31 protein-coding genes are annotated in these 22,272 nt (G+C 37.1%); 27 read left to right on the top strand and 4 right to left on the bottom strand.

All coding sequences use genetic code 11. The features are described from left to right. The first annotated feature begins 23 nt into the window (after nucleotides 1–23). Together GON05_RS01865 and GON05_RS01860 are read left to right on the top strand one after the other, a co-directional pair. Nucleotides 24–1,856 carry a TnsD family Tn7-like transposition protein gene (locus GON05_RS01865; protein ID WP_309491742.1) on the top strand — a complete coding sequence of 611 codons (1,833 nt, stop codon included), beginning with the start codon at nucleotides 24–26 and terminating at the stop codon, nucleotides 1,854–1,856. A gap of 140 nt (nucleotides 1,857–1,996) precedes the next feature. Next, nucleotides 1,997–2,365 (top strand): hypothetical protein, encoded by a 369-nt coding sequence (locus GON05_RS01860; RefSeq protein WP_157317556.1) that lies wholly within the window; start codon nucleotides 1,997–1,999, stop codon nucleotides 2,363–2,365. A 16-nt stretch (nucleotides 2,366–2,381) separates the two neighbouring features. Here GON05_RS01860 and GON05_RS01855 read toward each other — a convergent pair whose 3' ends face one another. Beyond that, nucleotides 2,382–2,732, bottom strand: a complete 351-nt coding sequence (locus GON05_RS01855) for a helix-turn-helix domain-containing protein (protein WP_157317555.1) — start codon at nucleotides 2,730–2,732, stop codon at nucleotides 2,382–2,384. Nucleotides 2,733–3,233: 501 nt separating this feature from the next. Here GON05_RS01855 and GON05_RS01850 point away from each other — a divergent pair. The 12 genes from GON05_RS01850 to GON05_RS01795 all read left to right on the top strand — a co-directional run bounded on the left by GON05_RS01850 (nucleotide 3,234) and on the right by GON05_RS01795 (nucleotide 11,499). After that, nucleotides 3,234–3,668: a DUF5071 domain-containing protein gene (locus tag GON05_RS01850; RefSeq protein ID WP_157317554.1), complete on the top strand. Its 435-nt coding sequence runs from the start codon at nucleotides 3,234–3,236 to the stop codon at nucleotides 3,666–3,668. A 698-nt stretch (nucleotides 3,669–4,366) separates the two neighbouring features. After that, nucleotides 4,367–4,876 (top strand): hypothetical protein, encoded by a 510-nt coding sequence (locus tag GON05_RS01845; protein ID WP_157317553.1) that lies wholly within the window; start codon nucleotides 4,367–4,369, stop codon nucleotides 4,874–4,876. 810 nt (nucleotides 4,877–5,686) lie between these two features. Beyond that, nucleotides 5,687–6,055, top strand: coding sequence for a DUF7674 family protein (locus GON05_RS01840; protein ID WP_157317552.1), 369 nt, complete (start codon nucleotides 5,687–5,689; stop codon nucleotides 6,053–6,055). A 121-nt stretch (nucleotides 6,056–6,176) separates the two neighbouring features. Further along, the gene (locus tag GON05_RS01835; RefSeq protein WP_157317551.1) at nucleotides 6,177–6,530 is read left to right on the top strand and encodes a hypothetical protein; all 354 of its coding nucleotides are present in this window, start codon (nucleotides 6,177–6,179) and stop codon (nucleotides 6,528–6,530) included. A 50-nt stretch (nucleotides 6,531–6,580) separates the two neighbouring features. Next, the gene (locus GON05_RS01830) at nucleotides 6,581–6,865 is read left to right on the top strand and encodes an immunity protein Imm33 domain-containing protein (RefSeq protein WP_157317550.1); all 285 of its coding nucleotides are present in this window, start codon (nucleotides 6,581–6,583) and stop codon (nucleotides 6,863–6,865) included. 85 nt (nucleotides 6,866–6,950) lie between these two features. Next, nucleotides 6,951–7,208, top strand: coding sequence for a hypothetical protein (locus GON05_RS01825; RefSeq protein ID WP_157317549.1), 258 nt, complete (start codon nucleotides 6,951–6,953; stop codon nucleotides 7,206–7,208). A gap of 329 nt (nucleotides 7,209–7,537) precedes the next feature. Further along, a complete protein-coding gene (locus GON05_RS01820) occupies nucleotides 7,538–8,167 on the top strand; it encodes an alpha/beta hydrolase family protein (protein WP_157317548.1) in 630 nt (209 codons plus the stop codon). Nucleotides 8,168–8,232: 65 nt separating this feature from the next. After that, nucleotides 8,233–8,619: a hypothetical protein gene (locus GON05_RS01815; protein WP_157317547.1), complete on the top strand. Its 387-nt coding sequence runs from the start codon at nucleotides 8,233–8,235 to the stop codon at nucleotides 8,617–8,619. Between the two features lie 182 nt (nucleotides 8,620–8,801). Continuing rightward, complete coding sequence (locus GON05_RS01810) at nucleotides 8,802–9,098, top strand: hypothetical protein (protein WP_157317546.1); 297 nt, start codon at nucleotides 8,802–8,804, stop codon at nucleotides 9,096–9,098. A gap of 112 nt (nucleotides 9,099–9,210) precedes the next feature. After that, nucleotides 9,211–9,663 (top strand): SMI1/KNR4 family protein, encoded by a 453-nt coding sequence (locus GON05_RS01805; RefSeq protein ID WP_157317545.1) that lies wholly within the window; start codon nucleotides 9,211–9,213, stop codon nucleotides 9,661–9,663. Nucleotides 9,664–10,045: 382 nt separating this feature from the next. Next, nucleotides 10,046–10,468 carry a hypothetical protein gene (locus tag GON05_RS01800; protein ID WP_246238756.1) on the top strand — a complete coding sequence of 141 codons (423 nt, stop codon included), beginning with the start codon at nucleotides 10,046–10,048 and terminating at the stop codon, nucleotides 10,466–10,468. 170 nt (nucleotides 10,469–10,638) lie between these two features. Further along, on the top strand, nucleotides 10,639–11,499 hold the full coding sequence (locus GON05_RS01795) for an isochorismatase family protein (protein WP_157317544.1): 861 nt from the start codon (nucleotides 10,639–10,641) through the stop codon (nucleotides 11,497–11,499). 239 nt (nucleotides 11,500–11,738) lie between these two features. Here GON05_RS01795 and GON05_RS01790 read toward each other — a convergent pair whose 3' ends face one another. Beyond that, complete coding sequence (locus tag GON05_RS01790) at nucleotides 11,739–12,005, bottom strand: colicin E3/pyocin S6 family cytotoxin (protein WP_157317543.1); 267 nt, start codon at nucleotides 12,003–12,005, stop codon at nucleotides 11,739–11,741. Between GON05_RS01790 and GON05_RS01785 the strand changes: the two genes are divergently transcribed. Further along, a complete protein-coding gene (locus tag GON05_RS01785; protein WP_157317542.1) occupies nucleotides 11,991–12,350 on the top strand; it encodes a hypothetical protein in 360 nt (119 codons plus the stop codon). The genes GON05_RS01790 and GON05_RS01785 overlap by 15 nt on opposite strands. A 156-nt stretch (nucleotides 12,351–12,506) precedes the next feature. On the opposite strand, the gene GON05_RS01780 is transcribed toward GON05_RS01785, so the two are convergent. Further along, nucleotides 12,507–13,406, bottom strand: a complete 900-nt coding sequence (locus GON05_RS01780) for a hypothetical protein (RefSeq protein WP_157317541.1) — start codon at nucleotides 13,404–13,406, stop codon at nucleotides 12,507–12,509. Between the two features lie 140 nt (nucleotides 13,407–13,546). Here GON05_RS01780 and GON05_RS01775 point away from each other — a divergent pair, with 140 nt between their 5' ends. The 11 genes from GON05_RS01775 to GON05_RS01735 all read left to right on the top strand — a co-directional run bounded on the left by GON05_RS01775 (nucleotide 13,547) and on the right by GON05_RS01735 (nucleotide 20,282). Then, nucleotides 13,547–14,047, top strand: coding sequence for a helix-turn-helix domain-containing protein (locus tag GON05_RS01775; protein ID WP_157317540.1), 501 nt, complete (start codon nucleotides 13,547–13,549; stop codon nucleotides 14,045–14,047). Beyond that, nucleotides 14,044–14,544 (top strand): helix-turn-helix domain-containing protein, encoded by a 501-nt coding sequence (locus tag GON05_RS01770; protein ID WP_157317539.1) that lies wholly within the window; start codon nucleotides 14,044–14,046, stop codon nucleotides 14,542–14,544. Before GON05_RS01775 ends, GON05_RS01770 begins: the two co-directional genes overlap by 4 nt. 13 nt (nucleotides 14,545–14,557) lie before the next feature. Then, nucleotides 14,558–14,974, top strand: a complete 417-nt coding sequence (locus GON05_RS01765; RefSeq protein WP_157317538.1) for a hypothetical protein — start codon at nucleotides 14,558–14,560, stop codon at nucleotides 14,972–14,974. A 322-nt stretch (nucleotides 14,975–15,296) separates the two neighbouring features. Next, complete coding sequence (locus GON05_RS38995; RefSeq protein ID WP_221435193.1) at nucleotides 15,297–15,533, top strand: YkgJ family cysteine cluster protein; 237 nt, start codon at nucleotides 15,297–15,299, stop codon at nucleotides 15,531–15,533. A gap of 35 nt (nucleotides 15,534–15,568) precedes the next feature. Further along, nucleotides 15,569–16,648, top strand: coding sequence for a hypothetical protein (locus tag GON05_RS01760; protein ID WP_157317537.1), 1,080 nt, complete (start codon nucleotides 15,569–15,571; stop codon nucleotides 16,646–16,648). A gap of 47 nt (nucleotides 16,649–16,695) precedes the next feature. Next, nucleotides 16,696–18,129, top strand: a complete 1,434-nt coding sequence (locus GON05_RS01755; protein ID WP_157317536.1) for a hypothetical protein — start codon at nucleotides 16,696–16,698, stop codon at nucleotides 18,127–18,129. A gap of 160 nt (nucleotides 18,130–18,289) precedes the next feature. Continuing rightward, nucleotides 18,290–18,928, top strand: a complete 639-nt coding sequence (locus tag GON05_RS01750) for a GNAT family N-acetyltransferase (RefSeq protein ID WP_181646086.1) — start codon at nucleotides 18,290–18,292, stop codon at nucleotides 18,926–18,928. Continuing rightward, the gene (locus GON05_RS01745) at nucleotides 18,912–19,154 is read left to right on the top strand and encodes a hypothetical protein (protein WP_157317534.1); all 243 of its coding nucleotides are present in this window, start codon (nucleotides 18,912–18,914) and stop codon (nucleotides 19,152–19,154) included. Before GON05_RS01750 ends, GON05_RS01745 begins: the two co-directional genes overlap by 17 nt. Before the next feature lie 14 nt (nucleotides 19,155–19,168). Beyond that, complete coding sequence (locus tag GON05_RS01740) at nucleotides 19,169–19,348, top strand: hypothetical protein (protein WP_157317533.1); 180 nt, start codon at nucleotides 19,169–19,171, stop codon at nucleotides 19,346–19,348. Nucleotides 19,349–19,350: 2 nt separating this feature from the next. Then, a complete protein-coding gene (locus GON05_RS38755) occupies nucleotides 19,351–19,515 on the top strand; it encodes a hypothetical protein (protein WP_185157174.1) in 165 nt (54 codons plus the stop codon). Nucleotides 19,516–19,982: 467 nt separating this feature from the next. After that, nucleotides 19,983–20,282, top strand: a complete 300-nt coding sequence (locus tag GON05_RS01735; protein WP_157317532.1) for a hypothetical protein — start codon at nucleotides 19,983–19,985, stop codon at nucleotides 20,280–20,282. Nucleotides 20,283–20,423: 141 nt separating this feature from the next. Here the strand turns inward: GON05_RS01735 and GON05_RS01730 are convergent, their stop codons facing one another. Beyond that, nucleotides 20,424–21,737 (bottom strand): hypothetical protein, encoded by a 1,314-nt coding sequence (locus tag GON05_RS01730; protein ID WP_157317531.1) that lies wholly within the window; start codon nucleotides 21,735–21,737, stop codon nucleotides 20,424–20,426. 271 nt (nucleotides 21,738–22,008) lie between these two features. Between GON05_RS01730 and GON05_RS01725 the strand changes: the two genes are divergently transcribed. After that, complete coding sequence (locus tag GON05_RS01725) at nucleotides 22,009–22,218, top strand: hypothetical protein (protein WP_157317530.1); 210 nt, start codon at nucleotides 22,009–22,011, stop codon at nucleotides 22,216–22,218. Nucleotides 22,219–22,272: the final 54 nt, after the last annotated feature.

The following is a 22,272-nucleotide window of genomic DNA, read 5'->3' as shown; positions in this document are numbered from 1 at the left end:
AAATATAATATGGAGGGGTTTTTATATTAAATTCGCCAATTCTTTTCCCAGATGAAGACATCCGTAGCCTTGTATTTAGGTACCACATTGAGAGCGGTAATGAGAGTTTTTATAAGACCCTAACAGAGTTATACTCCGTTGAAATTGTTAAGCATAGAATATACACTAAGTTAGATCTTTTTTTAGAATTACACTATAAAGATGAAGAACGCAGAAAAAGCTTTATCAGGGAGCATACATATCTTCCTTTTGTAATGCCCTTTATTAAACGTTCAAAATGGGAGACTTTAATAAAAAAGCCTTTTACTTTCAAAAGTGCTTGGAGAATGTTTGATGATAAAATTAAGTATTGCCCTGAGTGCATGCACTCAGATGCTATTAAATATGGGATCTGTTACCCTCATAGGGAGCATCAATTTCGTTATATCAACATATGTGCAATTCATGAATGTAGCTTAATTACAAGCTGTAACTTGTGTTCTAAAGATTATTCTTTAAAAGGCGACCTTCCCCTTAATTTAGCTTTAGTTCCAAGATGTTCATCTGGACATATGGTGCCTCGGAATGGTTTACATCCAGGAGAACTTGATCCTTTTGAGATCTGGATGGTCGAGAGTTTAAGGCTGATGATCGATCATTATACAGAAATTGATGCAGAAAAGTTAATTGAAAAATTTATTCCTATTTTGGCAAAATCAGGATATATTGGAATTAAGGGAGCGATCCTAAAGAGAAAAGTAATAGAGGATATGATAGCTTTCTTTGGTACAAAATTATTACATAAATATGGACTAAATGAGAAGATACTGTTAGAACAAACTGTCATAGTAAAGCTATTTACTCCAAATAACTTACATACCAATATTTATTTGTATTTGTTTCTTGTTAAATTTCTGATCGGTGATTTTAAAAAACTTATATTGTGTGATCTTGAATATTCAACGAGGTTACCGTTCGACAAGGGGCCATGGTTATGTAAGAATAGAATCTGCCCGTCATATAATTTACCTGTGATAACTGGGTGTATTAGAATCGTTAAAAAGCGTATTAGTGGGCAGTTTACATGCTCTATTTGTGGTTATTCCTATATACAGCGATTTGAATCCTTTATAGATAATTCGGCCAAAAAGGTTTTGTTGGTGGATTTTGGCTTCCTTTGGAGGGAAACAGTTACTAAGATGCTTTCCGAAAACATGCCAATAGTTTATATTTCAAAAAAAATAGGATCGGCCAAAGCGACAGTAAAAAAATTCAAACTTAATATTCTAAATACTAATAGATCATTGATGCCAAAAAACATTGAACCACTTAAAGACGAGTTTATAAACTTAATGCACATAGGAAATTTTACATCAAGGTGTGAAGTTAGAAATCAGTTTGGTCTACAAAAGTTCAATAATTTAATGAAAACTGAAAGAGAATGGATGGAAAATCTGCTACCTAAAAAAAAATCATCTAAGTATCGTGACTATCGTCAATTGGATATAGAATCGTACGAGTCGGTAAAAAAAGCTTATGAGCAATTGCTCATCGAGAACCCTAATCGAAGGATTTCAAAAACATTAATTTTAAATCGTACAAGCAAGTTATTATATAGTAGGATAAGAAATAAAGTTGACTGTTTTTCCAAGACAAACCAATTATTAGAGGGATTAATTGAACAACGGGATAGTTATCTAAAAAGAGTATTTCCAGTGGTATTGAAGAGGTTTGAAAACTCTCCTCAAAATAAAACTCTTACTTGGCCGTTGATTATTAACCAACTACATCATGGCTATCTAAACGCTTCCCCCGAAATTAAAGAGTGGGTATTACAAAAAATTGAAGAATACCAAAGCGATAAAAATAAATTGTGAATAAACGTCTAAACTGTGTTCCCAGTATTGAGGATACAGTTTTTTATGTTTATGTATTATTTATATAGTGTAATAAAGTATTATTTTACTGTTTCTCGCTAATACTATAAATATCATAGTTTAATAGGGAGGTTACTAGTGTGGAACAAATTGACTACTTGCTTTGCGATGAAGCAACTATTACACCAAAGGGATTCTTATTCAAGGGGAACTACTACTCGTGCCAAATGGCTTTAAAACAAAGATTATTCGATCCAGAAAACTGGACAGACGAGGAAAAGAAAGTGGAGGTGCTTTACGAGCCACTAATGTCGGATAAAATTTTAGTTAAATTAGAAGGATGGAAGTATTGCTATGCAAACTTGATTCAACCAGATTCTAGAATGACTCCAGAAGAAATTCAGGAGTATCATAATAATATCCAATTACTAAAGCATGATTATAGATTGCATAAAAAAAGAAAAATTCAACGTAGGGTTATTTTAAGTAATAACAATAACTGTAGTTGAATTAGTGTTGGTGATGCTATTTATAGGTTTTTAATACTTCTCGAAGAATATTCCGAAACATAGTGATTTCACTATCATTAAGCCTTTGCAGTGTGCTTGTAATTTCAAGTGTAGCTGATTCGTGTATCGAAGTGTATGTTTTTTCATCATTGGATTCAGCGGAGCTAAATAAATCCGATAATGTGACAGATAAACAAGCCGCGACCTTTTCTAAGTTAGTTAATGAAATATTTCGTTCTCCTCTTTCTAATCCACCAATGTAGGTAAAATGGAATCCAGACATTTCACCTAATTCTTCTTGTGAGAGTCCTTTTAATTTCCTTAAATTACGTATAGTTTCACCTAAACGAATAAGTAACGTTGACATTAGTATCCCACCTTTATTTTAAAGTGTAGATAAGGGATACGGATGAAGTAATGGGTTTAAAAGTATTATTTATATAATGTAAAAAAGTATTATATTGATACAGTGTTTAATCTTCAGGTCGTTGATTAATATTAGGAGGTAGTCGGAGGCAATGTCTCCGGCTTTCTTTCATATACGCCGAGGATGGGAGTCTTCTCTAGGGAGAAGTCCCGAACAGGGGCTGGCGAACGTCTAGAATATCCAAGGGCTAAGGTTTCTGTCAATAGCTGGATCTGTTAGCAACTTGGTGATTTACTGATAGAGCAATGCGAATATAAGTGAAGCTATTGTGAATGACTACTACAGAGAGCTGGACTTGGATACGGGTGTCTGTTGGAGGCGTTAAGCTAACGGGCAGGATAGTTTAATCACTTCGCGAATATTTCAAGTATGGAGAATTTGCGAAGTTCGCAGATTAGACGTTATATGAAAGAACAGAAGTGTCTTTTTGGAGGTGATTTCATGGAAGAGAATGTTAGAAAATTGCTTTCTTCATTAAGTTGGAATCGTCCAATTGAAGAACAATCTATGGCAGTTGAGAAATTAATCAATCTTAAAGAGTTCTTTGAAGGATTAATTACACAAACAAGTAAAGATCAATGGGATAATTGCATGAAAATCATTAACGAAATGGAATATCATGACCAAGTAAGAATGATTCCCCAAATGCTTTTTCTTCTTAAAGATATGAATTGGCCAGGAGCAAGCGAAGCATATAATTTAATGCTTAAGATGAAAGTTGAAGATTTAACTCCCTATATTATTCAGGCAATAGAAATGGCAGATGATACATGCGATACAAATTGGATTACATGGATGAAGATGTTTTTAGAAGAGTTAAATCTTACTAATATAATTGAAGACAACCCTGAAATATTTAAACAAGCTGAATGGTGAGAGTAGTTAAAGAAGAGTGTTCCTTCATATAACACCATATTCGCGCATCGGGCCATTCGGCATGCAGCCTTGCTTGGAAGTTAAACTCTAACGGGAACTTTAGTTTAACAAAGAATTTTCGTTTACTATGTTACATTACCTTTAAGCTTACAGGCTGGTTAGCAACCAGCGGTGATGAATTTGATAGTCGAAATCGATGGTTATTTCGAAAATGCATATCTTATTGGCAAGACATGTTCTATTTCGGAAATAAGAAACAAATATGAAACAGCCAAATCTCATTGTACTAACATAAATGAGTTCACAGATATCTTTTGTAGGATGTTTCAATTTGAGCGTCTGCCTTCTTCGTGCGGGATGGGTGTTAGGCCTGATGTTGTAATTGATACCGATACTGACCGTATTTATGTGCCACGGCATTGAGTTAACGGCGAACGATAGCATAATAACCAGGGAGCAACTCGCCACGCGGCAGCTGCTCCCTGGCTTCGTTAAAGTAATGGGCAGATCAATTCCAATATATTGTATAAATTTTAGGTGCATTTAGTAAGGATACTGTCGTCGGTATGATTCTTTTTGTTAGAGAACGAACCAAGAAATTAAATCACAAAAGTAATATCTGGGGCACCTATGTTGCACAGGATTTTAGAGGAATAGGTTGATGTCCGAATTAGTTTGATTAAAGAGTGAGGTTGAATATGAATAATTATATATTATCTTTTACAAAAAAGTTTGATTTTCATTTCAAGCAAAAAGAAATCTCAAACATTATTTATTTACATGATCAGGATGATAATGAGAGATTAGACCATGTTCTTTTTCTTGAGAAAGATGACGGTAAGGTTATAGGTCTGTATATAAGAGGCATGAATCCGTTAATCTCAGTGAATAGAATTTTCGATTTAGATGATTTTAATTTATTTGCTAGTTATGAAGGATTAACTGAATTTGAGGAAAATATTATACTCAAAGTAGAGTATATAGGTTTGTTTTTTAGCACTCAATACAATGAATTACTAGGCTTCTATTTGTCGAATAACGATGCATCTAGTTCTCTCCTTATATTATTTTTATACGATGAAATTTATGTCAAAAGGAATTGTAGTAAATACGACGCTAGTAGGATGCTTGAAAAAAGGTTTTCGACTAAGGGTTTTATAACATACGATAAAAAATGTAAGACTGATTGGGAAAAAACAAGCTTCTAAATCTTATGCCAGGCTTAAGTGTCGGATGACACAAACATTGTCCGAATGCCGACAAGTTAAAATGAACCACTCAACTAATGGGCAGGATACTTCCATTAACTGTAGAATTTAAAATGAGTAATTGTTAAATGCACCCTTGAACAACTGGTGCAAAGAGAACTTTTAAGAGATTACTCTTGGGAGCATTGGAGGTTTATGATTATTTTTTCAACTAGTAAAATAAAGTCAATTGTATTAAACCACAAATTAAATTTTCTTGTGTTATGTGTATCTTTGTTCGTTGGTTTATACTTGTTCTTTTTTATTGTGCCATATGCAAATAAAAAAGGCTTTTTTAATGAGAACGAAACGCCGACTAATGAAGAAGCTATTAAGTATAGCCTTTTGTGTATCCCAATCTTAATTGGATATATTCTGTTTGTTGCCATTTTTGTGCGAAAGACCACTTTTTTGAGGAGCTTTAATTATCCATTAATTCTAGTGAATATTTACTTTGGGTTCTGGTTTAGCCTATTAGCTGAAGGAGGCGCAATATTATGGTTAATGATCCCGACATTAATTTTCTTAATAATCGCCCTGCCAATAAGCCTCTATAAAGGTATTAAGAAGGACAGTGAATATAAAAGCTGATGGGTTCTTTGTTATGGTAACGGGACACGATAGTTCAATCACTCACTACATGACGGCAGCCGGCACGATCGGCTGCCGTTGTCCGTTGAAGTAACTGGAGGATAGTCGAATCAAGTTGCGAATAATTTAAGTCGTGGCGAATTTAAAAAGTTCGTAAAAAAGACGATGGAGTTGGTTGTCATGAGCAAAAAATTGGAGGAGTTTTTTAGAATTATGTTAGAGTTCTTACCTTCAACAGTTAATGATTATGAAAAATCAATTGAGCATTACGGTGAGGTATTAGAAACTGTCATCATTGAGAATATCTTCATGCCTGAAATTATTAAGCTATTAAGCGAGAATAGAAACATCAAGCTGTTAGAGAGTATTTTTGATTATTTCGAAGAAGTATCTAATTGTAAAGATATGCACTTAATTAACGTTTTTTCAGTTACAGTATTGGAATCATTGGGTAACGACAAAACAACTTTGGGGGTTGCGGAAGAATATATGGGACCTAAAACCATGCAACTTCAATTAGAGGCTGATAGAGCATTGGGTAGAAGCTAATCAGGGTTCAGTTCAACTAACGGAGAACGATAGTTGAGTTAAAAGGTACATTAGCAAACTTATGAACAGATTTCAGCATCGCCGGTAGCCTGCTCAATTTTTAATTAACGGGGGCAAACGTATGGAAAAAATGAACCATTCCGATGCCAGTATCGTATTAAAAAAGCTCATTAGGGAATTAGCTGTAGAAGAAAAAATACAGCGAGGCCATTTGATATGGAACTCATTAAGAAATAAGCCGCAAATAGTAACCTTTGAGAACGCGATAAACTGGAATGAACAGGGAGAACTAATTTTTTATTTGGAAAGACAAAAGGAAATGTTTAAGGCAAAAACAGCTGATATTAAGATATTTTTTGAAAATATAGAGCCATGGTTAGAGATAGATGCGTATTTATTCGACTTATCGTATAGTTGGCTTACCGCATTTACACATGAGGACACTATTTTTTTTTACAGCATTAAAAGTTTATGATTGTGCTAACGGCGAGCGATAGATTATTAAAAGTGGTGAGTTAAAAAGGGATGTTACAGCCATGGCCATTTGATGATCCGGAAAATGTAGCAGTCATAACCACAAATAAAATCATGAATCGTGAAAGACCTATTCAATACGTAACACATGACGAGGACGATGGAATGTGGCAGTTTCTCGATGATGGAGAAGTAAAAGAGGAAGAGGCACGCATAATATCATTAAAGCAAATAATTAACATTGACCCGAGCTTGATCCAATTATCTGATCTCCCACTAGGTTGGGTTGCATGGAGAGATAAAAGAGATAGCCTTTGGATAAGAGAAAAAAAATAGGCACTTATCATTCAAATAACGTAGTTCCACCAGTTCACCGAATAAATAGCTTTAAGCTTTAAGTCGTAAGATTGCGGAGGAATTTATGGCACAGTTCCAAGTAACCCAAACATTGAAGACAGATAATGCTTTTATCATACAAGGTTTTTTGTTAGAAGGGCAGATAGATAAAGAAATGGAAATCCATATCCCCCTTAATAAGTTTTTGGATGTAACCGGCGTAATAACTGAAATCAGTGAAACAAATAGTCAATATAACATCACTATTGGATGTTCAGACTTAGAAGAGATAGACCTTTGGGATATGTTGAATTTGAAAGATGATGTTATACAAATAAAATAACGATGATTGAACTAACGGAAAACGATAGCACAACGAAACCAGGCGCCTACATCAAGGGAGCTTGTCCAGTTTATGGGCACAAGAACCCAAAATAGTGATTCCCATTGATTCCCTTTATATAATGAAGAGAAGGCCGCAAGCGCACAATATGATCGTAATTGGGAGGAAGGTAGTCGATGGGTGCGACAGAAACAAATAAGCTCAATCATGAAATAGTGGATCATATCCCGATTATCTGGGAGGAGCCGGATGGAGAGCGAAACGGGCACCTAGTCATCTGGCTTCCGGGGCTGACCGGCGGCAAGGACGAACTACGCACGCATCTGCGGATGTTCGCTGACGCTGGCTTCATAGCTTTATCGTACGATCCTTACGAACACGGAGAGCGGATGAGGGAGAGCCGCGAGCTGTTTATCGGTAAACTAAGAAGTAACAAGCGCCGTTATTTCTGGCCGATGATAGCAATGACGGCGGAGGAATATCCGCGAGTGATCGACTGGGCGGTTGAACGATTTGGGCTGACCGGCAGCGTGATGGCCGGGGGCATCTCGATGGGCGGCGACATCGCCTTGGTAGCAACAGGGCTGGACAATCGGATCACCGCGGTCGCTGCCTGTATCTCAACGCCGGATTGGTTACGTCCGGGTACGGATGAAGAAGAGAGCCATCCGGATACGTACGCCTGGAATTGTTATCACCGCTGCAATCCACTCTCGAATACGAGCAAATATGAACATGCTCCCGCGATTCGCTTCCTGAACGGGGCGAAAGATGGTCATGTGCCTCCCGACGGAGCGCATAGATTTAGGGCGGCGGTGTTGTACCATTATGCGGCATGCCCAGAACGTTTCGAGATTACCGAATTCGATGCCGCTCATCAATTTACAGATAGCATGTTGAACGGCGCACTAGACTGGTTCGTCCAGCACACCGCAAATTCCGGCTCCCAAAAGGTATAAATTTTCATAAATTCTGAGCTATTGGGTACGAAAGCTCTATAAACTCCACTAGTAGGCTGCCAAAAATGATGATCGGCAGCCTCTTTAAAATAAAGGGCAGAACAGGTCTATTATCTATAGAAATATTCAAATACCAAACTATTCTATTATTGGAGTGGTTCAAATTGCGAAATATCAATGATTTCTTAGGTTTGTTAGTTGAGATGAGGATTTTAATTGATTCGCAAAATACTAATGTCATATGGTCACAATTCGATTCCGTTGAGGAAGTGCTAAATACATTGGATACGCTCAAAAGGCGGATCGAACTTGGAGATAATAAAGTAATATCTGAACTTAAAATCTTATTCGCTCCAACGGGTTCATTCCAAGAAATATCCATTGATAGTGGTTGGAGTGAAAAGTTTATTGAGTTAGCTACTCGGTTCGATGAAATTATGGACTCTAAATGATTCAACTAATGAGGAACTATAGGTCAAAACCCAAAAAGAAACGGCAGCTGTGAAAGGCTGCTGTTTTCTCAACTAAAGGGCAGATTAGCGCAACAACACCTTCCATGACGCGTATCTTTTTATAAGGTAATTTTCCCCTTTATTTTCTTTCCGTTGCATAAAACCTTAGAGGGAGGGACGTAATGAAGAAAAGGTTTATTATCCTACCCGTTATTGCGCTACTTATTATACTGGTAGCTACAAAGCCAAGCTCAAAAGACTATCATGCATATCTTCAAGCAGAACATGGATTGAATTGTGAAAGGGCTAGCGATAAATGCATTCATACAAACCTCGATTTAATGTCTGAACATATTCGTTCCTTGCCATTTTTCATGATGGCAAAAACCCAAATCTTCGGAGACGAGAACAATAAAATAAGGGTAATAGGAGTCTTTAATCATTTCTTTGTTATTGAAAACAAACTTAAACCACAATAACGGGAAACACTTATAAAGTGCTTTGATGTGTTCTGCTAACGAAGAACTTTAGTTCAACCCATCATGGAGCAGTTTGACTGGTGAATAGTGGCCTACGAAAGAGGAGCATTTTATGCAAATTGAGATGGAGATTAGCTTCCCAGTAATTCTTGTTGAAAAAATCAAATATGTTGAGCGAAGATATGAGGTGAACTTTCCAGAGGACTACAGAGAATTTCTGTTGCAATTCAATGGAGGGAAGCCAAGTAAAAGAAGATTTGCTTCAAAGGATGGAAAAATAATAAGTTCATTAATGCTATTATTCCCTCTTATGGAGAAAGAGGGAAAGAGTGTAGTGGAGCATTACTTGATGTTCACAAAAAGCGGTAGACTTCCTGTGAATATAGTTCCTATTGGAGAAGATCCTTTAAGAAATTTAATTTGTATCTCTGTAGGAAGTAGTGATACTGGGTCGGTTTACTATTGGAACTTGAATGAAAACGAAATAGGACCATCTTACAAATATCTTTATCTTCTTTCTGAAAGTTTTTCTGAGTTTATTAAAGGACTGCTACCATCGAAATAATATTTGGTGCATGTTTATCATTGACCACCTTGCGACGAACTATAGTGAGGTGGTGTTCTTTTTCTCCGCCACAGTATCGCTATCAACTCAGGAAGCCGAGAGCTAGAGACCGCCTTTTCCCCGCTATCGGGCAGGATACTTCCAATATGTGTTAATATTTAGTTGGGAATAATGATGAAAGAAAAACCATTAGGAGGACAATGATGAAGCGGATGCCATTTGAACGTCCAACGGATCATTATGACGAGCGAATCTTTCCTATTGATAAGCAAATCTGCGAATTGTTAAACAACGCAAAGATATTTCGAGCAATAATCCAGGTTACCCGAAGTTTGAGTATATTGAGAAGTGGGCAATTTCCTTTAAGCTCTATGAGGATTATTTGAAATCGGTTTTCCATGTTCTGAGAAATGAAGAGCATTATAAACCGATAGTCGAACCTTGTGGATTCAGAAAAAATATCCCTATTCTGAAATATAAGGAACACGAAGAGTTTTTCTATACCGTGACCTCTATGCGGCAGTATAGTAACGCAAGCTTAATAACCTTTAATATTGATTGGGATGTAATGAGTGACCTGTATGTAAAGTCAACTAAAACAAAACATTTTGAATTATATCTAGGGGAAGCATACCATTGTCGAATGGATAGTGGTGGAGGTAGTTCAGGGCATTTATCTATTAACTATGTCATATCGCCTGCATTACCAGATGATATTTCTGGCATGAATTTTGTCTTTAGAGAGTTCAATTCTCCATTGAAAGATACATCGACAGGGTTTGAAATCGTTTTTCAAATCGAGTGATTTCGAATTACGCTACGACGAACGATAGTTGGATAACAGGGAGCAGATTGCCGCGGCAGGCAACTGTTCCCTTTTTTAATTAACGAGGCAGATTAGCGTGATGGAGTGATAAGTCTAAGTTGAAGGATTTTCCACTTTTGTGACGAAAAACGTTACAGGAGGTGTTTATTATGGAGGTTACATTAGATTTAGATTTCACCCCGAGATCACCACGTCCTGGTGTCCCTTATACGGAATCATCCTTTAAACGTTCATCTTCCCGGATCACATTTCGAAGTGAAGAAATTGGAGTTGTCCTTGTTGACTTGTGGAACTTTGGTTGGGAGGATGGCCCAGTCGTTGATTCCTTAGGTTTTGAGTTAAGCACTGAGAGAGGTAGCTCCCACGCATTTAGGAAGAAAGAGATCATTCTGAACAAAATAACGCCAGCAGTAACTTCACTGCGAAAACATGGCATCCAAATATTTCATTGTAATCATTCTCAGTTTTTAAGTTCTTATCCTCAGTGGCTCACATCGACGAGCGAGGAAGAAAGGTATCATTTGGCAAACCCTCAAGAATTTTCTGAGGTACGTATGGAAGAGACAGGTAATCCATTTCCAGAATCAGAGTGGGTTGAAACTTGGAGATCCAGACATAGTGACAATGTGTTTAATGGTTCCTGGATGAGTGTGCAAGGTAAGGTCTATGATCAAATCAAGATACCTAACGAAATAGAACCGAAAGAAGGAGATCTGCTCATTTATTCTAAAGAACAATTCGACAGCCTTCTCCGGAGTCTTGGTATTAGAGTTCTTTTTTATATGGGATTCGAGACGGACGAGTGCATTATAAACAGCAATTACGGTATTCGAAACATGCATTCTTATGGATACATGACAAATATCGTTCGAGATTGCACGACAACATATGAGTCGGCTGAAACGTTAAAAGGGTTGTGGCGCACAAAAGTAGCTGTTGAACAAATTGAGAAATTGTGGGGGTATTCCATAACTTCTACCGAACTTGTGAATTCGTTCGAGATAGAATAGCTCCGGAGGGTTAGAGTTCCACGCTAACGGGGAACTATAGTTGAACAATCAGGGAGCAGATAGCCGTGAGCCACAGCCGGCAGCATAGAAATAACAATATACTTTTATGGCATTATGTGGTATTATAAATTTGTACCGGAAGCACCGGACAAAAAGAGCCCAAGGGAAAGAATCCCTGGGCTTTTTTCATTGCATCTTATGGTAGGACAAGGAATTTAATTAATAGTAGCTATTTTGAGCTAAAGAATGTCTTTAATTGTTCTTCCTTTTACTGCCCCTTTCGTATTATGAATTGTACCGTCCGGGTTCAGAACGCCGGTATGTGTGCCGCGTTTGTCGTACGTTTCAATTTCACCGTGCAAAGGGTCTTTGTGGAAATAAACTTTTTTTACTTCGTCAAAATAGATAACCTCGTTTTTCCATCGCTTGTTCGTACGCTTTAGTGTCTTTAAGTGAGGGTATTGTGAAGCAGGAATGTTACGCCAATCAGGTTGTACATTTTTCATGTCCGTCGCTCCTTAAGTAAAATAAAAAAGCGCTGGATTGCTCCAGCGCTTGCCGCAAATTTTGCGAAAACAAAAAAAGGCCCAAGTACAGCCGGACGGACGGCTTGCACTTGGGCTGATGGAAAAACAATTTTTATGAAAATCAAAGATAAAATTGGTCGGAAAACAAAAAAAGGCCCTATACGTCAGCCTAAACTGGCTGTTCGCATAGGGCCTTTAATTATGAATATTATTGGAGAAGTAAACTTAAATAATAAAAAGCCTTATCCTATAGCTGAGGCTATTGAACAAAGCTTATTAAGTGTAAGAATCAGATTCCTATATTGGATATTACAAATAAATTAATCAATATATAATTTTAATAACTAATGGAATATAAGTTTAAATTATAAAAGTAACAAGTTGTATATAGATAACCATTAACCTTATTCATTGTAATTTGTGATTACCCTTTTAGGTTCACCAGCCACTCGCACAAAAAACAGACGTTTTTTAATTCAACTAAAAATTTTTATTAATATACGTTAGAATGTTTTGCTCAGCTCGTTTTTTAGTCTTATGTATTGTCTGTTGTTTTCGGTCTCGCTTAAATGCAATTTCTCTCTCTTTGTTGGAATAACTTCCATAGTACAGTTCCATCGTAAGTATTTGTTTAGGGAATTTTAAGAATCGTTTATGTAGTCCGAGAGCAACAATACGATTGTAGAAATACTTCATTAAATCCTTCTCCATTGAATCCTTAGACAAGTCTTGACTTCTCTTTTGAATTCCTTTGGCGTATGTTATCAAACGTGTTTCTTCATCTTCTTCATAATCGATCTCAGGTGTAGTTTGTATGAGCATAGCTGCGTACTGCTCTTCTTTATATCGCGGCCTACTTTTATCTTTATCGGGATTTACATATGTCTCTTGATTCCATTGTTTCATCAGATACCCGTTGATTTTCATCCTGATGAAAAAAAGGAATTTGCCGCGGGCTCTATCGTATTGCGGTATATATTTTGTTATGATGGCGGTTAGTAGTTCGTCTTCCATGTCTTTAGGTGATATCTTAGTCATACCTATCCATTTTTCTTTAATGCTAGTTCTGATTGTTGCTGAGAAGTAACGCTTGAGTGTTAAGTAGTCCTCAGAGGTACCTGTATTATTTCTGATTCTTTCCGCAAGCTTAATAATCGTATCGACGGTTTCGGTTTGGAATAGTCGCTGCTTGGGGGAGAGATACGGGTAATCATCCAGATTAGGTAGTTGACCTTGTATGTATATCTGATACTTGCCTTTCTTTAGGTAACCCTGTCTTTTTCTAAAAATCCCCATAGCCTTTTTCTCCGAATCGGCCTCGATAGACTCGTGTACTTCTTTGCCGGTAGTTAGAGTTCCTATAATTTCAAATACGGTCATTAATGGCTTCCCCTTATGTTTTTTCCTTATTGTACTATAGATGTAGAGTGTTTTTGTAACTTTGAATGCATGGAACGCAGGAGTTCAAAGTAAGATGTCGAATGGAGTAAGAAATTTGATTGCCCAAAGGGGTGGATATCTTGGTTAAGAAGAAGGTAACGCTCACAGTAAAAGAAGTGGCTGAAATTCTTGGCGTTTCTAGCGATAAAATCTATGAAATGGCAAGAAAGAAGCAGATTCCACATATTAAAGTTGGTAGTCGAGTGATTTTTCATGAGGATGTATTAAACGAATGGATGGGGGCTGCGAATGTCACTCCGAGAGGTCCATTATATACATCATTATCTTTAAAGGAGAACGAATCAGACGATGTTTCAGTTGGTACTCGTTATGAAATGCATTTAACTGCAGAAACCATTCGTTTAATTCAAATGGCTCTTGAAATACAAGAGACCGATATTAAGAAACATTTGGATGAAGTATTTGAGGAGAGCGCAACAAAGAGCATTTATTATAAAGACAGACCTGAAGATCTGGAAAAGCGCAGGATGTATGCTCAGCGACGTTATCATGCACTCATCCTTGCTCTTGATGAGATTGATCGTGAATTTAACAAAGCACAAAAGAGGGAACTCCGATGATTGGTTATGTAATTTTGGGGGAGGAAGAAGCAAAGAAATGGTATAACGGTTATATGAATTCTAGAGAAGCCGCGGAATATCTAGGAATATCAAAATACATGCTCCGTAAGATGGTTAAGGAAGATACTATTCCTTACACCCAGATTGATCGGAATGTTTCATTTCATCAAACCATTTTAAATGCATGGATGCGCGACGAGTTTATACCCGGTCGTGTTGAACTTATACTTGATAAAGAGAACATTGATTTTGATCATAGAGATGCACTTAAAGAGCACTACGAAAGGTATCCAGATTCTCTAAAATTGCAAGCAACTAAGGAAGAGCCATTACATTCAAATGTAAGTACTGATTATAAGTTTGAAGTAAGGCACGATGGAGTTATTATAAAAATGGCATCACTAAATGGAAATCTAACATTTGATGCATTCCTAAGTAATGCTACTTATGATCATTTGATTCTGTCAGTTCAAAATTATCGCGCCGATAAGTATTAATGGTGATAATTTAATGCAATTTGTAATCACCGAATACAACAATTTCAAAGTGAATATGAAAGAAATATCAGTCCATTTTAAAGCATACTACTTTAGGCATCGTAACACTGTAATAGGATACTTCTGGGAAGAGAGAGAAGATATTCTGTATAAAACCATTAAAGAACCAGCAGACACAATCGCAAACTGGGCTGGGTATCTGAGATGTTTAATAAAAAGGTCGAGTTTCCAAGCAATGGAAGCACCTATAAAAAAATTTAAAAGGCTTAAACCTTATTCAAGAGGGTTTAAGCCTTTTTTTGAAATATATGTATTGCAGTATTTTCTGATTATGCTGTTACCCTTTAACCTCTATACCTACAATAGCGAAAGTCATGAATTTTTGTTAGTGCCATTAAAACTTCGAATCAACTACCTAAACTTGAAGTAGAATTCCACGATGCATCTCATACATATGGGCATTACGTTTCGTTTTTATGAAAGAGCAGATTATGCTTTTCGTGGAAAAATCTAGTCGACAGCTCTTGATTTTTGACGTATTATTTGTATTACACTAACGAAAGTGTGGGCCATAAGAACTATAAATCTGCCTAGTTCACAAAGGGAAAGAGATTCGTAACGCGTTTTATGTTGACTTAGGAAAATTTGAAGATTGCTAAATTTGGATTAAATAAAAAGTGAGATGTAGCAGGAAAGGTATCATGTTAATAATGGAAGTTTTCCCCTGTAATTCATGTGGTCTTTGTTGTAGGATGTTGGATCGTGTACCGGAGTTGTCCGAGCTTGATAGAGGTGATGGAACCTGCATTCATTTCGTAGACAATTTATGTGCGATTTACGCAACAAGACCTCTTATTTGTAATGTTGAAAAGATGTATGAGTCCGTATTTAAGAAGGAAATAAGCAGAGAAGAGTTTTTTACTATAAATCTAAGTGTTTGCAAACAACTTCAAATTCAAGCTGGGTTACCCGTAGAGAAACAAATCTAGTTATCGGCTAACTTAATTATATAGGAGGAAATCAAATGCCAATACCATTCATATTGGCCGGTGCAGCTGCAATTGCAGGTGTCGTTGGTATAGTTAAGGGAAGTAAATCCGTTTCAAATAATAACGAGGCTAGAGATTTGAATGAGAGATCACAAGAAGTGTTCGATAATGCGAAGGAACATCTAGAAAGGTGTAAAATAAAAACAACAGCAACATTAACACAGCTTGGTGAAATTAAGCTGCGCTCTTGGGATGAACAAATTGGTAGATTTATTGTGTTAGCTCGTAAGGTCACTCATGTTAACTTAACTGGACCTGCTACAACAGTTAAATATAATAACCAGGTATTAATCGGAAAAGAAGAACTACTGGAGATGCATGGTGTGTCTATGAAGGCCAAGGAAGTTGTTGCTGGAGGATTACAATCTATGGGTGCAGGTGCGTTAGCAGGTGTCGCTTCCTACGGCGGAGCAATGATGTTCGCTTCTGCGAGTACGGGTACCGCGATCTCGGCACTCACTGGGGTAGCAGCGACGAATGCTACGTTAGCTTGGCTTGGTGGAGGATCTCTGGCCGCAGGAGGACTTGGTATTGCCGGAGGAGCGGCTGTACTTGGAGGTATCGTGGCTGGCCCCGTTCTTGCGATAGGTGGTATCTTGATGGAAGCCAAATCTCGTAAAAATTTAGCTGAAGCAAAAGCGAATTATGCCAAAGCGAAGAAAGCAGTGGAAGAGCTCAATTCTGCGAGCAGCATGCTGACAGCAATAGCCGACATAGCAGAGCAATTCTCTGAGGCTATTTTGGAGATAAATGATCGTATGACAACGGTTCTTAATTGCTTTGAGTACGCTTTACAAGAGACGGAAACCAATCGTAAACAAACTTTTAAATTTAAAGTGCGTCATTTCATAAATAGATTTATTGGAAAGAAGGAGTTTCCAATGCATTACCGTGATTTAAGTTTGGAGCACCAACAGTTGCTGCATCTTACCTATACTTATGCACAAACTCTTAAGAAGCTACTGGAAACTCCATTACTTGATAAAAGTGGTTCACTTGATGATTCCTGCGTAGCTGTTCTGGATAGTTCTCGACAACTCATGTTGGAAAGTTAAGGATAGGAAGTTTAATGTGAATTCATTTCTAATACGGGGTGACAATTATGGCCTTTTTAAAAATTAAATCAAAGAAAAAAACGAACGACGACAATATATCGTTCGCTTCTTCTCAATTAGGGGCTCACGCCTCTAGGTATCAGGCACAGGCGACCGACGAAGCAATCAAGGGCATGGGGATGCTACGGGAGATGGCCCGTAGATTAGTTAATGTTGGTACTGAGAAGAAACAAGGGAATTTATTTGAAATCATTGAAGCAACCAAGTTTAATATGGATGCTGCTTCTAAAGGATTAGATAATATTCGTGCTGGAGTAACTGCGTTAGAGGGAAATCCTCACGCAGCTGCAGATATTATTATTCGAGATGGTGATAAGATCGTTCGAGAGGTACAAACAAAATCGACAAATAGTGCAGTCAGTGCTACTAGAATGTTTCGAGAAGCAAAATATAACGGTATGCAAAAAGTCACCAATCCGGAGCATATAGACACGGTAAAGCGTATTGCTGGTAAACGTGCGGATATGAATGGTTTATTTAGTGATGAACATAGAGATACCGTACAAAATATACGTGGTGGGTTGGAGTTAGATGGAAGTGTGCACACGAAGGGAACAACGCATACGGAGGCAATAAAAGCGGCTGAGCACTCAAGGCGATATGCAGCTGGGTTCGAAGTGACACAAGTTGGGAAAGAAATGCTGTATACAGGGGCAAATGCTGCTGCTGCTGGAGGAATTATCGGTGCAGCTATTTCTATCGCAAAGAATGGAATTGAAGTATCAAGAGGTATGAAGAGTGTTAATGAAGCAACAAAAGAAGTTATGAAAGATGCTGGAAAATCCGGAGCTAAAAGTGGTGCCATCGGTTTCATTGGTGCGGGGATTCGTTCAGGAGCTTCAAAAATGGGAGTACAAGCACTTACTAAGTCGAATGTAGCTACCTCCATTGCAGCTGGCGTTGTGGACTCTGGAATTACTCTTCTGCGCTATGTTAAAGGTGAGATTAGTGGAGCAGAAGTAGCGGAGAAAATTGGTGGTACAGGAATTACAACTGTATCCAGTATATATGCAGGTGCTGCAGCTGGAGCTGTTTTTGGACCTGCTGGAGCATTAATTGGTTCGATAGCAGGATATATGGTTTCCTCAGGAGTGTATCAATCTGCAATGGCCATCCTCAAGGATGCGAAGCTTTCAGAAATTGAGGCTGATCGTATTACAGCTTTATGTATTGATGCGGAAGAGGAAATGCGTAAGCAACGTGAGATGTTCGAGACAATGATTGCCGAGCGTCTTACTAATAATAGACGTGAGTTCAAACAATGCTTTAAGGAGATGGACAAAGGGTTGGAGAATGGACGATTTGTAGATACTGTGCTAGCTCTGGAGAAGTTTAACTTGGTGTTTGGACATTCTTTAAAACTGGAGTCCTTTGCAGACTTTGATCGCCACCTCAAAAATAACAAGAGCTTAGAATTATAATAGTGATTATTCGAACGAATATTTTTCTTTAGTTTGATTGGAAAGTAGATTTACGAAGAACTCGAGAATTGACGCTGTAGTTTTTTTGAAATCTTGGTTTATAAAATTTCCCAAGGCGATGCTGCTGTTAGCAAGAAGTGTAATGGAGGAATCTTTGACATTGGAAAATAACGAGGAGAATTCTGTAGGAATATCTGAAGTATTAAAAGGCCTATTTAGTAAAAGTGATCCTATGTTTGATTTGAAACGAAAGAATAAGTTTGTCCCACTTAAAAAACGTGATGATATTGCTTATGAAGTTCAACAGCAATCATCTGATTTCGAGAATGAGGGACATAAGATTCTCTTGATTTCGCAAAATCAACATGGAGAAACGATATTGGTAACCAGATTGTATTACGGTGATGGTATGGACGAAGAGGACATTACTCTAAGGGTCAGAGTTATTAACGAAAAAGGGGTAATTGTCCCGGATTCGATGGCTTTCTTAATAGTCGATCATGAAAACCTCCATATGCGGATTGCTGATATTCGTGTAGAGGGTGACCGAGTTAATCGAGGCTATGGCTCGTTAATTATGCAGGCAATAATAAAAATTGTCGATGAGCTCGGTATCAAATGCATCACTGGATGGATCTCAAGTGTAGACTGGGATCACATTGAACGGTCGGAGCACTTTTATCGGAAGTTTGGGTTTGATGTTGATCTTAATCACGAAACTATGCACGGCACAATCACTTGGATCAACCATAAAAAAATCGATCAAAGGCGGTGGAGAAATAATGAAGTCTTGGGTTAACATTGACACTCCGTTAAAAACCTATACAGTCCATCTAGATCATGAGGAATATCCATATGTACTGGAAATGAAGCAGAAATCAAAACAGGGGTGGAAGAAGCAGCAAGGAACCGGTGGTTGGAAAAGCTTTCTATCAAAAGAAGAAGCATTAGATATTTATGAAATAAACCATAAAGGAAAGCTCAAGTTAATTGAGTGTGGTCACTGTAAACAGCTTATAGGATAAGGATGGGATTATCAATGTCAAAGCTCGATTACACAATTAAACTTGTTTATCCAGACTGGGTAGTTGATGAGTATAGGGATAAAAGAATGGGGTTTGCTGGCAAGCATAAAAATATCCACTCTCCTATAGGGGAACCTGGAGAGATGGTGAGTTTTTTGAATCCAGACCAGGTTATCCTATTAAGTTACCGGTAGTTATGGATTATGAAGTTCCTAAAGAGGGACAAGGACTTCACATTAAAGAAATACAAAGAATCGCTCCAATGTTTCAGCCTCATAAGGATATGAGTTTCTTCCCGTTAACGGTGGATCAGTTTATTCTTTTAGAGAAGATGTTGAAGGATAAAAATTCGACTATGTAAAAAAGGGCGATTCCCATATCGATTTCTAACCCACAATTTAGGAGATAATCTATGTACAGCTATTCACGGGATGAAATTCTGAATGAATTGAGTGTTTGTCTCAACAACATAGATCAACTTTACAATTGCAAAATTATTAATTATAAGGTAAAACAAAGGATTTAAAAGTATTATATACAGAGATCATTTCTCAAGAATTACTTAATCAAAATATTAAATGTAGACTGAATAATTTAGATGAAATTAACCGTGAAAAAGGCTATAGAGTAGAAAAACGAGTTGAAACTGTTATTAGTACGACATCAAATCGAAAAGAAGAAAATTTTGCTAAGGAACTAATCGGAAAAACATTTGGGGGTATTGGTAGAGTTATTAATTATCAAATCCCCCTTAAAAATAACAACAAAGACAAAGTAGGCAAGATTGATTTAATCTCAAAGACAGATGATAGTATCTATTTAATCGAGTTGAAGATCGAAGATAATAAGGAATCGTTGCTCAGATGTATCCTTGAAATTGCTACATATTATCAAGTTATATCAAAATCTAAATTTATCACTAGTTATTCAAAAGAAATTGGACAGTTAACTGAGAAGGATATAAAGAAAGCAATACTTATTATGAAAGGCTCTACTCAGCATAGCGAAATGAAAGACATTCAAATGAAAGAAAGAGAATATTTAAATGAAATATTAAAAGAACTAGAAGTACACGTTTTTTGTTGTGATCGAAATAAAATGGATATCGTTAAATTAAGTGACTTTTAATATTCACATTACCAATTAACATTGATAAATTTACTTTGTTTTGCTTATAGACTAGCCGAGTATTGACTACAGCCATCAGTTCTGCGGTGTGTTCGGCGCTACTCCTTCTCCTTAAAAACTAAAACTATTTTGTGACTACAATTAAAAGATGATTTCTCCACCAGCAGTAGCGATAATGAATCGTTCAAATTTAAGTGTATAGTCTGATTTGCTAAAAGTATGGACATATCGATTCATTGTAACAGTACCAATATCATTTATCGTATGGAATACAACAGTTGGATTACCTTCATCGCAATAGTAGAAATGAGGTTCGATTACTTCAGGTATATCCTCGATCATTTCCCAATCGTGATTGCCTAGACTGTAATCTTCATTAAGCGGTAGAATGACATCCTGTCCCCATTGAGTACCGTGCCAAACAGCTCCAAATTCATGTAGATCGTGAAATATAATTGATGCTTGCAAATAAGACATAGGGGACTTATCTCCGTCAATGATCTGCATAAAGTCGTCTAACGCAAATACTGGTTTCGGTGTCGATATAATATGTTCGTTTACTTGAGTGCACTCGTTAGGGTCTGGTAGTTCTGTATCTTCAGGTATAGCCCAAACAATACCATTACCATTTGCCCCATGAGTATACTGATAAGCCCGCAGTTTGTAACCTTCTTTAATATGCAGATGTGAAAAGCCGCTTACAATTGTTTCAGGATTGGACGGAGATATAAACCAGCCAAAATCAGATTCAACCCATTGTTCAACTGGTGTATGGTCGATAAGTAAATTTGGTTTAGTTGCATATTGTGAAAAACGTTGTTTTTTAATTTTAAATTTTTGATTATACAAATTGATGAGTTCATTTATCATAGTAGGACGATAGATAGCATAAGAGGGATGATAGTAATCGTTTGTTTTACTATGTTTTTTACCAAACGTAGGTACCCCTGAATTAGATATTAAATTCAACCAGCTTTCTTTTACTAATCCAATACTCTTCCACTTACTTTTCTGTTCTACACCCCATCCAAGATAAATCCAAGGATGAGTGATTAATTCATTATGGGTGACCAAAGATTCCATAATGTCATACTCTCCGGACTCGACTAGGCTCTCAAACTGATCAATGGCATGCTTGTTATCGGTGTTTTGTAAGTTAAAAAGGTTGTAGATTTGAAATCGTCCGTCAAGATGTTCTGCTGCATATATACCTTCTATTATTTTAATTAATAATTTCATTGTCGGATCCGTGTAGATTTCGCCTTCTACATTGCCTAAGGTATGAAGTGCAGTAGTTAGCTCAGAACTCAATTTATCGAAATTGGCTGATCCAGGGTTCAACAGTAATGCTGCTCCAATAGACTTTATTGAAATCCCCCACTGGATATAAGCTGATGTTCGAAATGAATGACTACCTCGTTTAGTAAACGTTCCAAATGCTTTAGGTTGATTCATACACATCCTCCATTACTGTAAATTAAGGTATATCCCTACAAGATCAGAAACAGCTCTGGCCGTCTCATTTGCTCGGATACAGTGGAGTTATCGACTTTTATCGTCTACTTTTTGCTGCTATTCTTCTTCATCCAACATCCAAACACCTTTAGTAAATACTTCTTCGTGAAGAAAAGCTTTCCTTTTTTATAAGACCAGTTAATATGGAGTAAAGGGTAGGTAATATTCCCCATGATGATATGAAAAAAGTAATATATAACGGAGGTTCAAAATGAATTTCGACAATGTTACGGATGCAGTATGGACCGCAACGGCAATTATGGCTTATAACGAGTATCTTCGCGGCATCCGTAGCAAATCGTTATCTGTGGCTAACTTTTATTTCAAACAGCCTGACATTCTAAAAGAAGCAAAAAATATATGTAATAATGATGTTCAGAATGCAAGAACATCGCAGTGGTACAATGCATGCTCACCATGAAGCAAGTACACATAACTTTTTGATCGCTCAAGGGTCACTACGAAGGTTAACTTA

The organism is Paenibacillus anseongensis, from assembly GCF_009757995.1.
Taxonomy (GTDB): Bacteria; Bacillota; Bacilli; order Paenibacillales; family NBRC-103111; genus Paenibacillus_E; species Paenibacillus_E chondroitinus.
Note: the sequence above shows the minus strand (reverse complement) of the source record. Positions and strands in the feature narration are given on the sequence as shown.

What these genes read in the sequence shown, in the direction of transcription:
- GON05_RS01855 (WP_157317555.1), bottom strand. Translation starts at nt 2,732, where the DNA reads ATGTCAACGTTACTTATTCGTTTAGGTGAAACTATACGTAATTTAAGG.
- GON05_RS01850 (WP_157317554.1), top strand. Translation starts at nt 3,234, where the DNA reads ATGGAAGAGAATGTTAGAAAATTGCTTTCTTCATTAAGTTGGAATCGT.
- GON05_RS01845 (WP_157317553.1), top strand. Translation starts at nt 4,367, where the DNA reads ATGAATAATTATATATTATCTTTTACAAAAAAGTTTGATTTTCATTTC.
- GON05_RS01840 (WP_157317552.1), top strand. Translation starts at nt 5,687, where the DNA reads ATGAGCAAAAAATTGGAGGAGTTTTTTAGAATTATGTTAGAGTTCTTA.
- GON05_RS01835 (WP_157317551.1), top strand. Translation starts at nt 6,177, where the DNA reads ATGGAAAAAATGAACCATTCCGATGCCAGTATCGTATTAAAAAAGCTC.
- GON05_RS01830 (WP_157317550.1), top strand. Translation starts at nt 6,581, where the DNA reads ATGTTACAGCCATGGCCATTTGATGATCCGGAAAATGTAGCAGTCATA.
- GON05_RS01825 (WP_157317549.1), top strand. Translation starts at nt 6,951, where the DNA reads ATGGCACAGTTCCAAGTAACCCAAACATTGAAGACAGATAATGCTTTT.
- GON05_RS01820 (WP_157317548.1), top strand. Translation starts at nt 7,538, where the DNA reads ATGTTCGCTGACGCTGGCTTCATAGCTTTATCGTACGATCCTTACGAA.
- GON05_RS01815 (WP_157317547.1), top strand. Translation starts at nt 8,233, where the DNA reads ATGATGATCGGCAGCCTCTTTAAAATAAAGGGCAGAACAGGTCTATTA.
- GON05_RS01810 (WP_157317546.1), top strand. Translation starts at nt 8,802, where the DNA reads ATGAAGAAAAGGTTTATTATCCTACCCGTTATTGCGCTACTTATTATA.
- GON05_RS01805 (WP_157317545.1), top strand. Translation starts at nt 9,211, where the DNA reads ATGCAAATTGAGATGGAGATTAGCTTCCCAGTAATTCTTGTTGAAAAA.
- GON05_RS01795 (WP_157317544.1), top strand. Translation starts at nt 10,639, where the DNA reads ATGGAGGTTACATTAGATTTAGATTTCACCCCGAGATCACCACGTCCT.
- GON05_RS01790 (WP_157317543.1), bottom strand. Translation starts at nt 12,005, where the DNA reads ATGAAAAATGTACAACCTGATTGGCGTAACATTCCTGCTTCACAATAC.
- GON05_RS01780 (WP_157317541.1), bottom strand. Translation starts at nt 13,406, where the DNA reads ATGACCGTATTTGAAATTATAGGAACTCTAACTACCGGCAAAGAAGTA.
- GON05_RS01770 (WP_157317539.1), top strand. Translation starts at nt 14,044, where the DNA reads ATGATTGGTTATGTAATTTTGGGGGAGGAAGAAGCAAAGAAATGGTAT.
- GON05_RS01765 (WP_157317538.1), top strand. Translation starts at nt 14,558, where the DNA reads ATGCAATTTGTAATCACCGAATACAACAATTTCAAAGTGAATATGAAA.
- GON05_RS38995 (WP_221435193.1), top strand. Translation starts at nt 15,297, where the DNA reads ATGTTGGATCGTGTACCGGAGTTGTCCGAGCTTGATAGAGGTGATGGA.
- GON05_RS01760 (WP_157317537.1), top strand. Translation starts at nt 15,569, where the DNA reads ATGCCAATACCATTCATATTGGCCGGTGCAGCTGCAATTGCAGGTGTC.
- GON05_RS01755 (WP_157317536.1), top strand. Translation starts at nt 16,696, where the DNA reads ATGGCCTTTTTAAAAATTAAATCAAAGAAAAAAACGAACGACGACAAT.
- GON05_RS01745 (WP_157317534.1), top strand. Translation starts at nt 18,912, where the DNA reads ATGAAGTCTTGGGTTAACATTGACACTCCGTTAAAAACCTATACAGTC.
- GON05_RS01740 (WP_157317533.1), top strand. Translation starts at nt 19,169, where the DNA reads ATGTCAAAGCTCGATTACACAATTAAACTTGTTTATCCAGACTGGGTA.
- GON05_RS38755 (WP_185157174.1), top strand. Translation starts at nt 19,351, where the DNA reads ATGGATTATGAAGTTCCTAAAGAGGGACAAGGACTTCACATTAAAGAA.
- GON05_RS01730 (WP_157317531.1), bottom strand. Translation starts at nt 21,737, where the DNA reads ATGAATCAACCTAAAGCATTTGGAACGTTTACTAAACGAGGTAGTCAT.
- GON05_RS01725 (WP_157317530.1), top strand. Translation starts at nt 22,009, where the DNA reads ATGAATTTCGACAATGTTACGGATGCAGTATGGACCGCAACGGCAATT.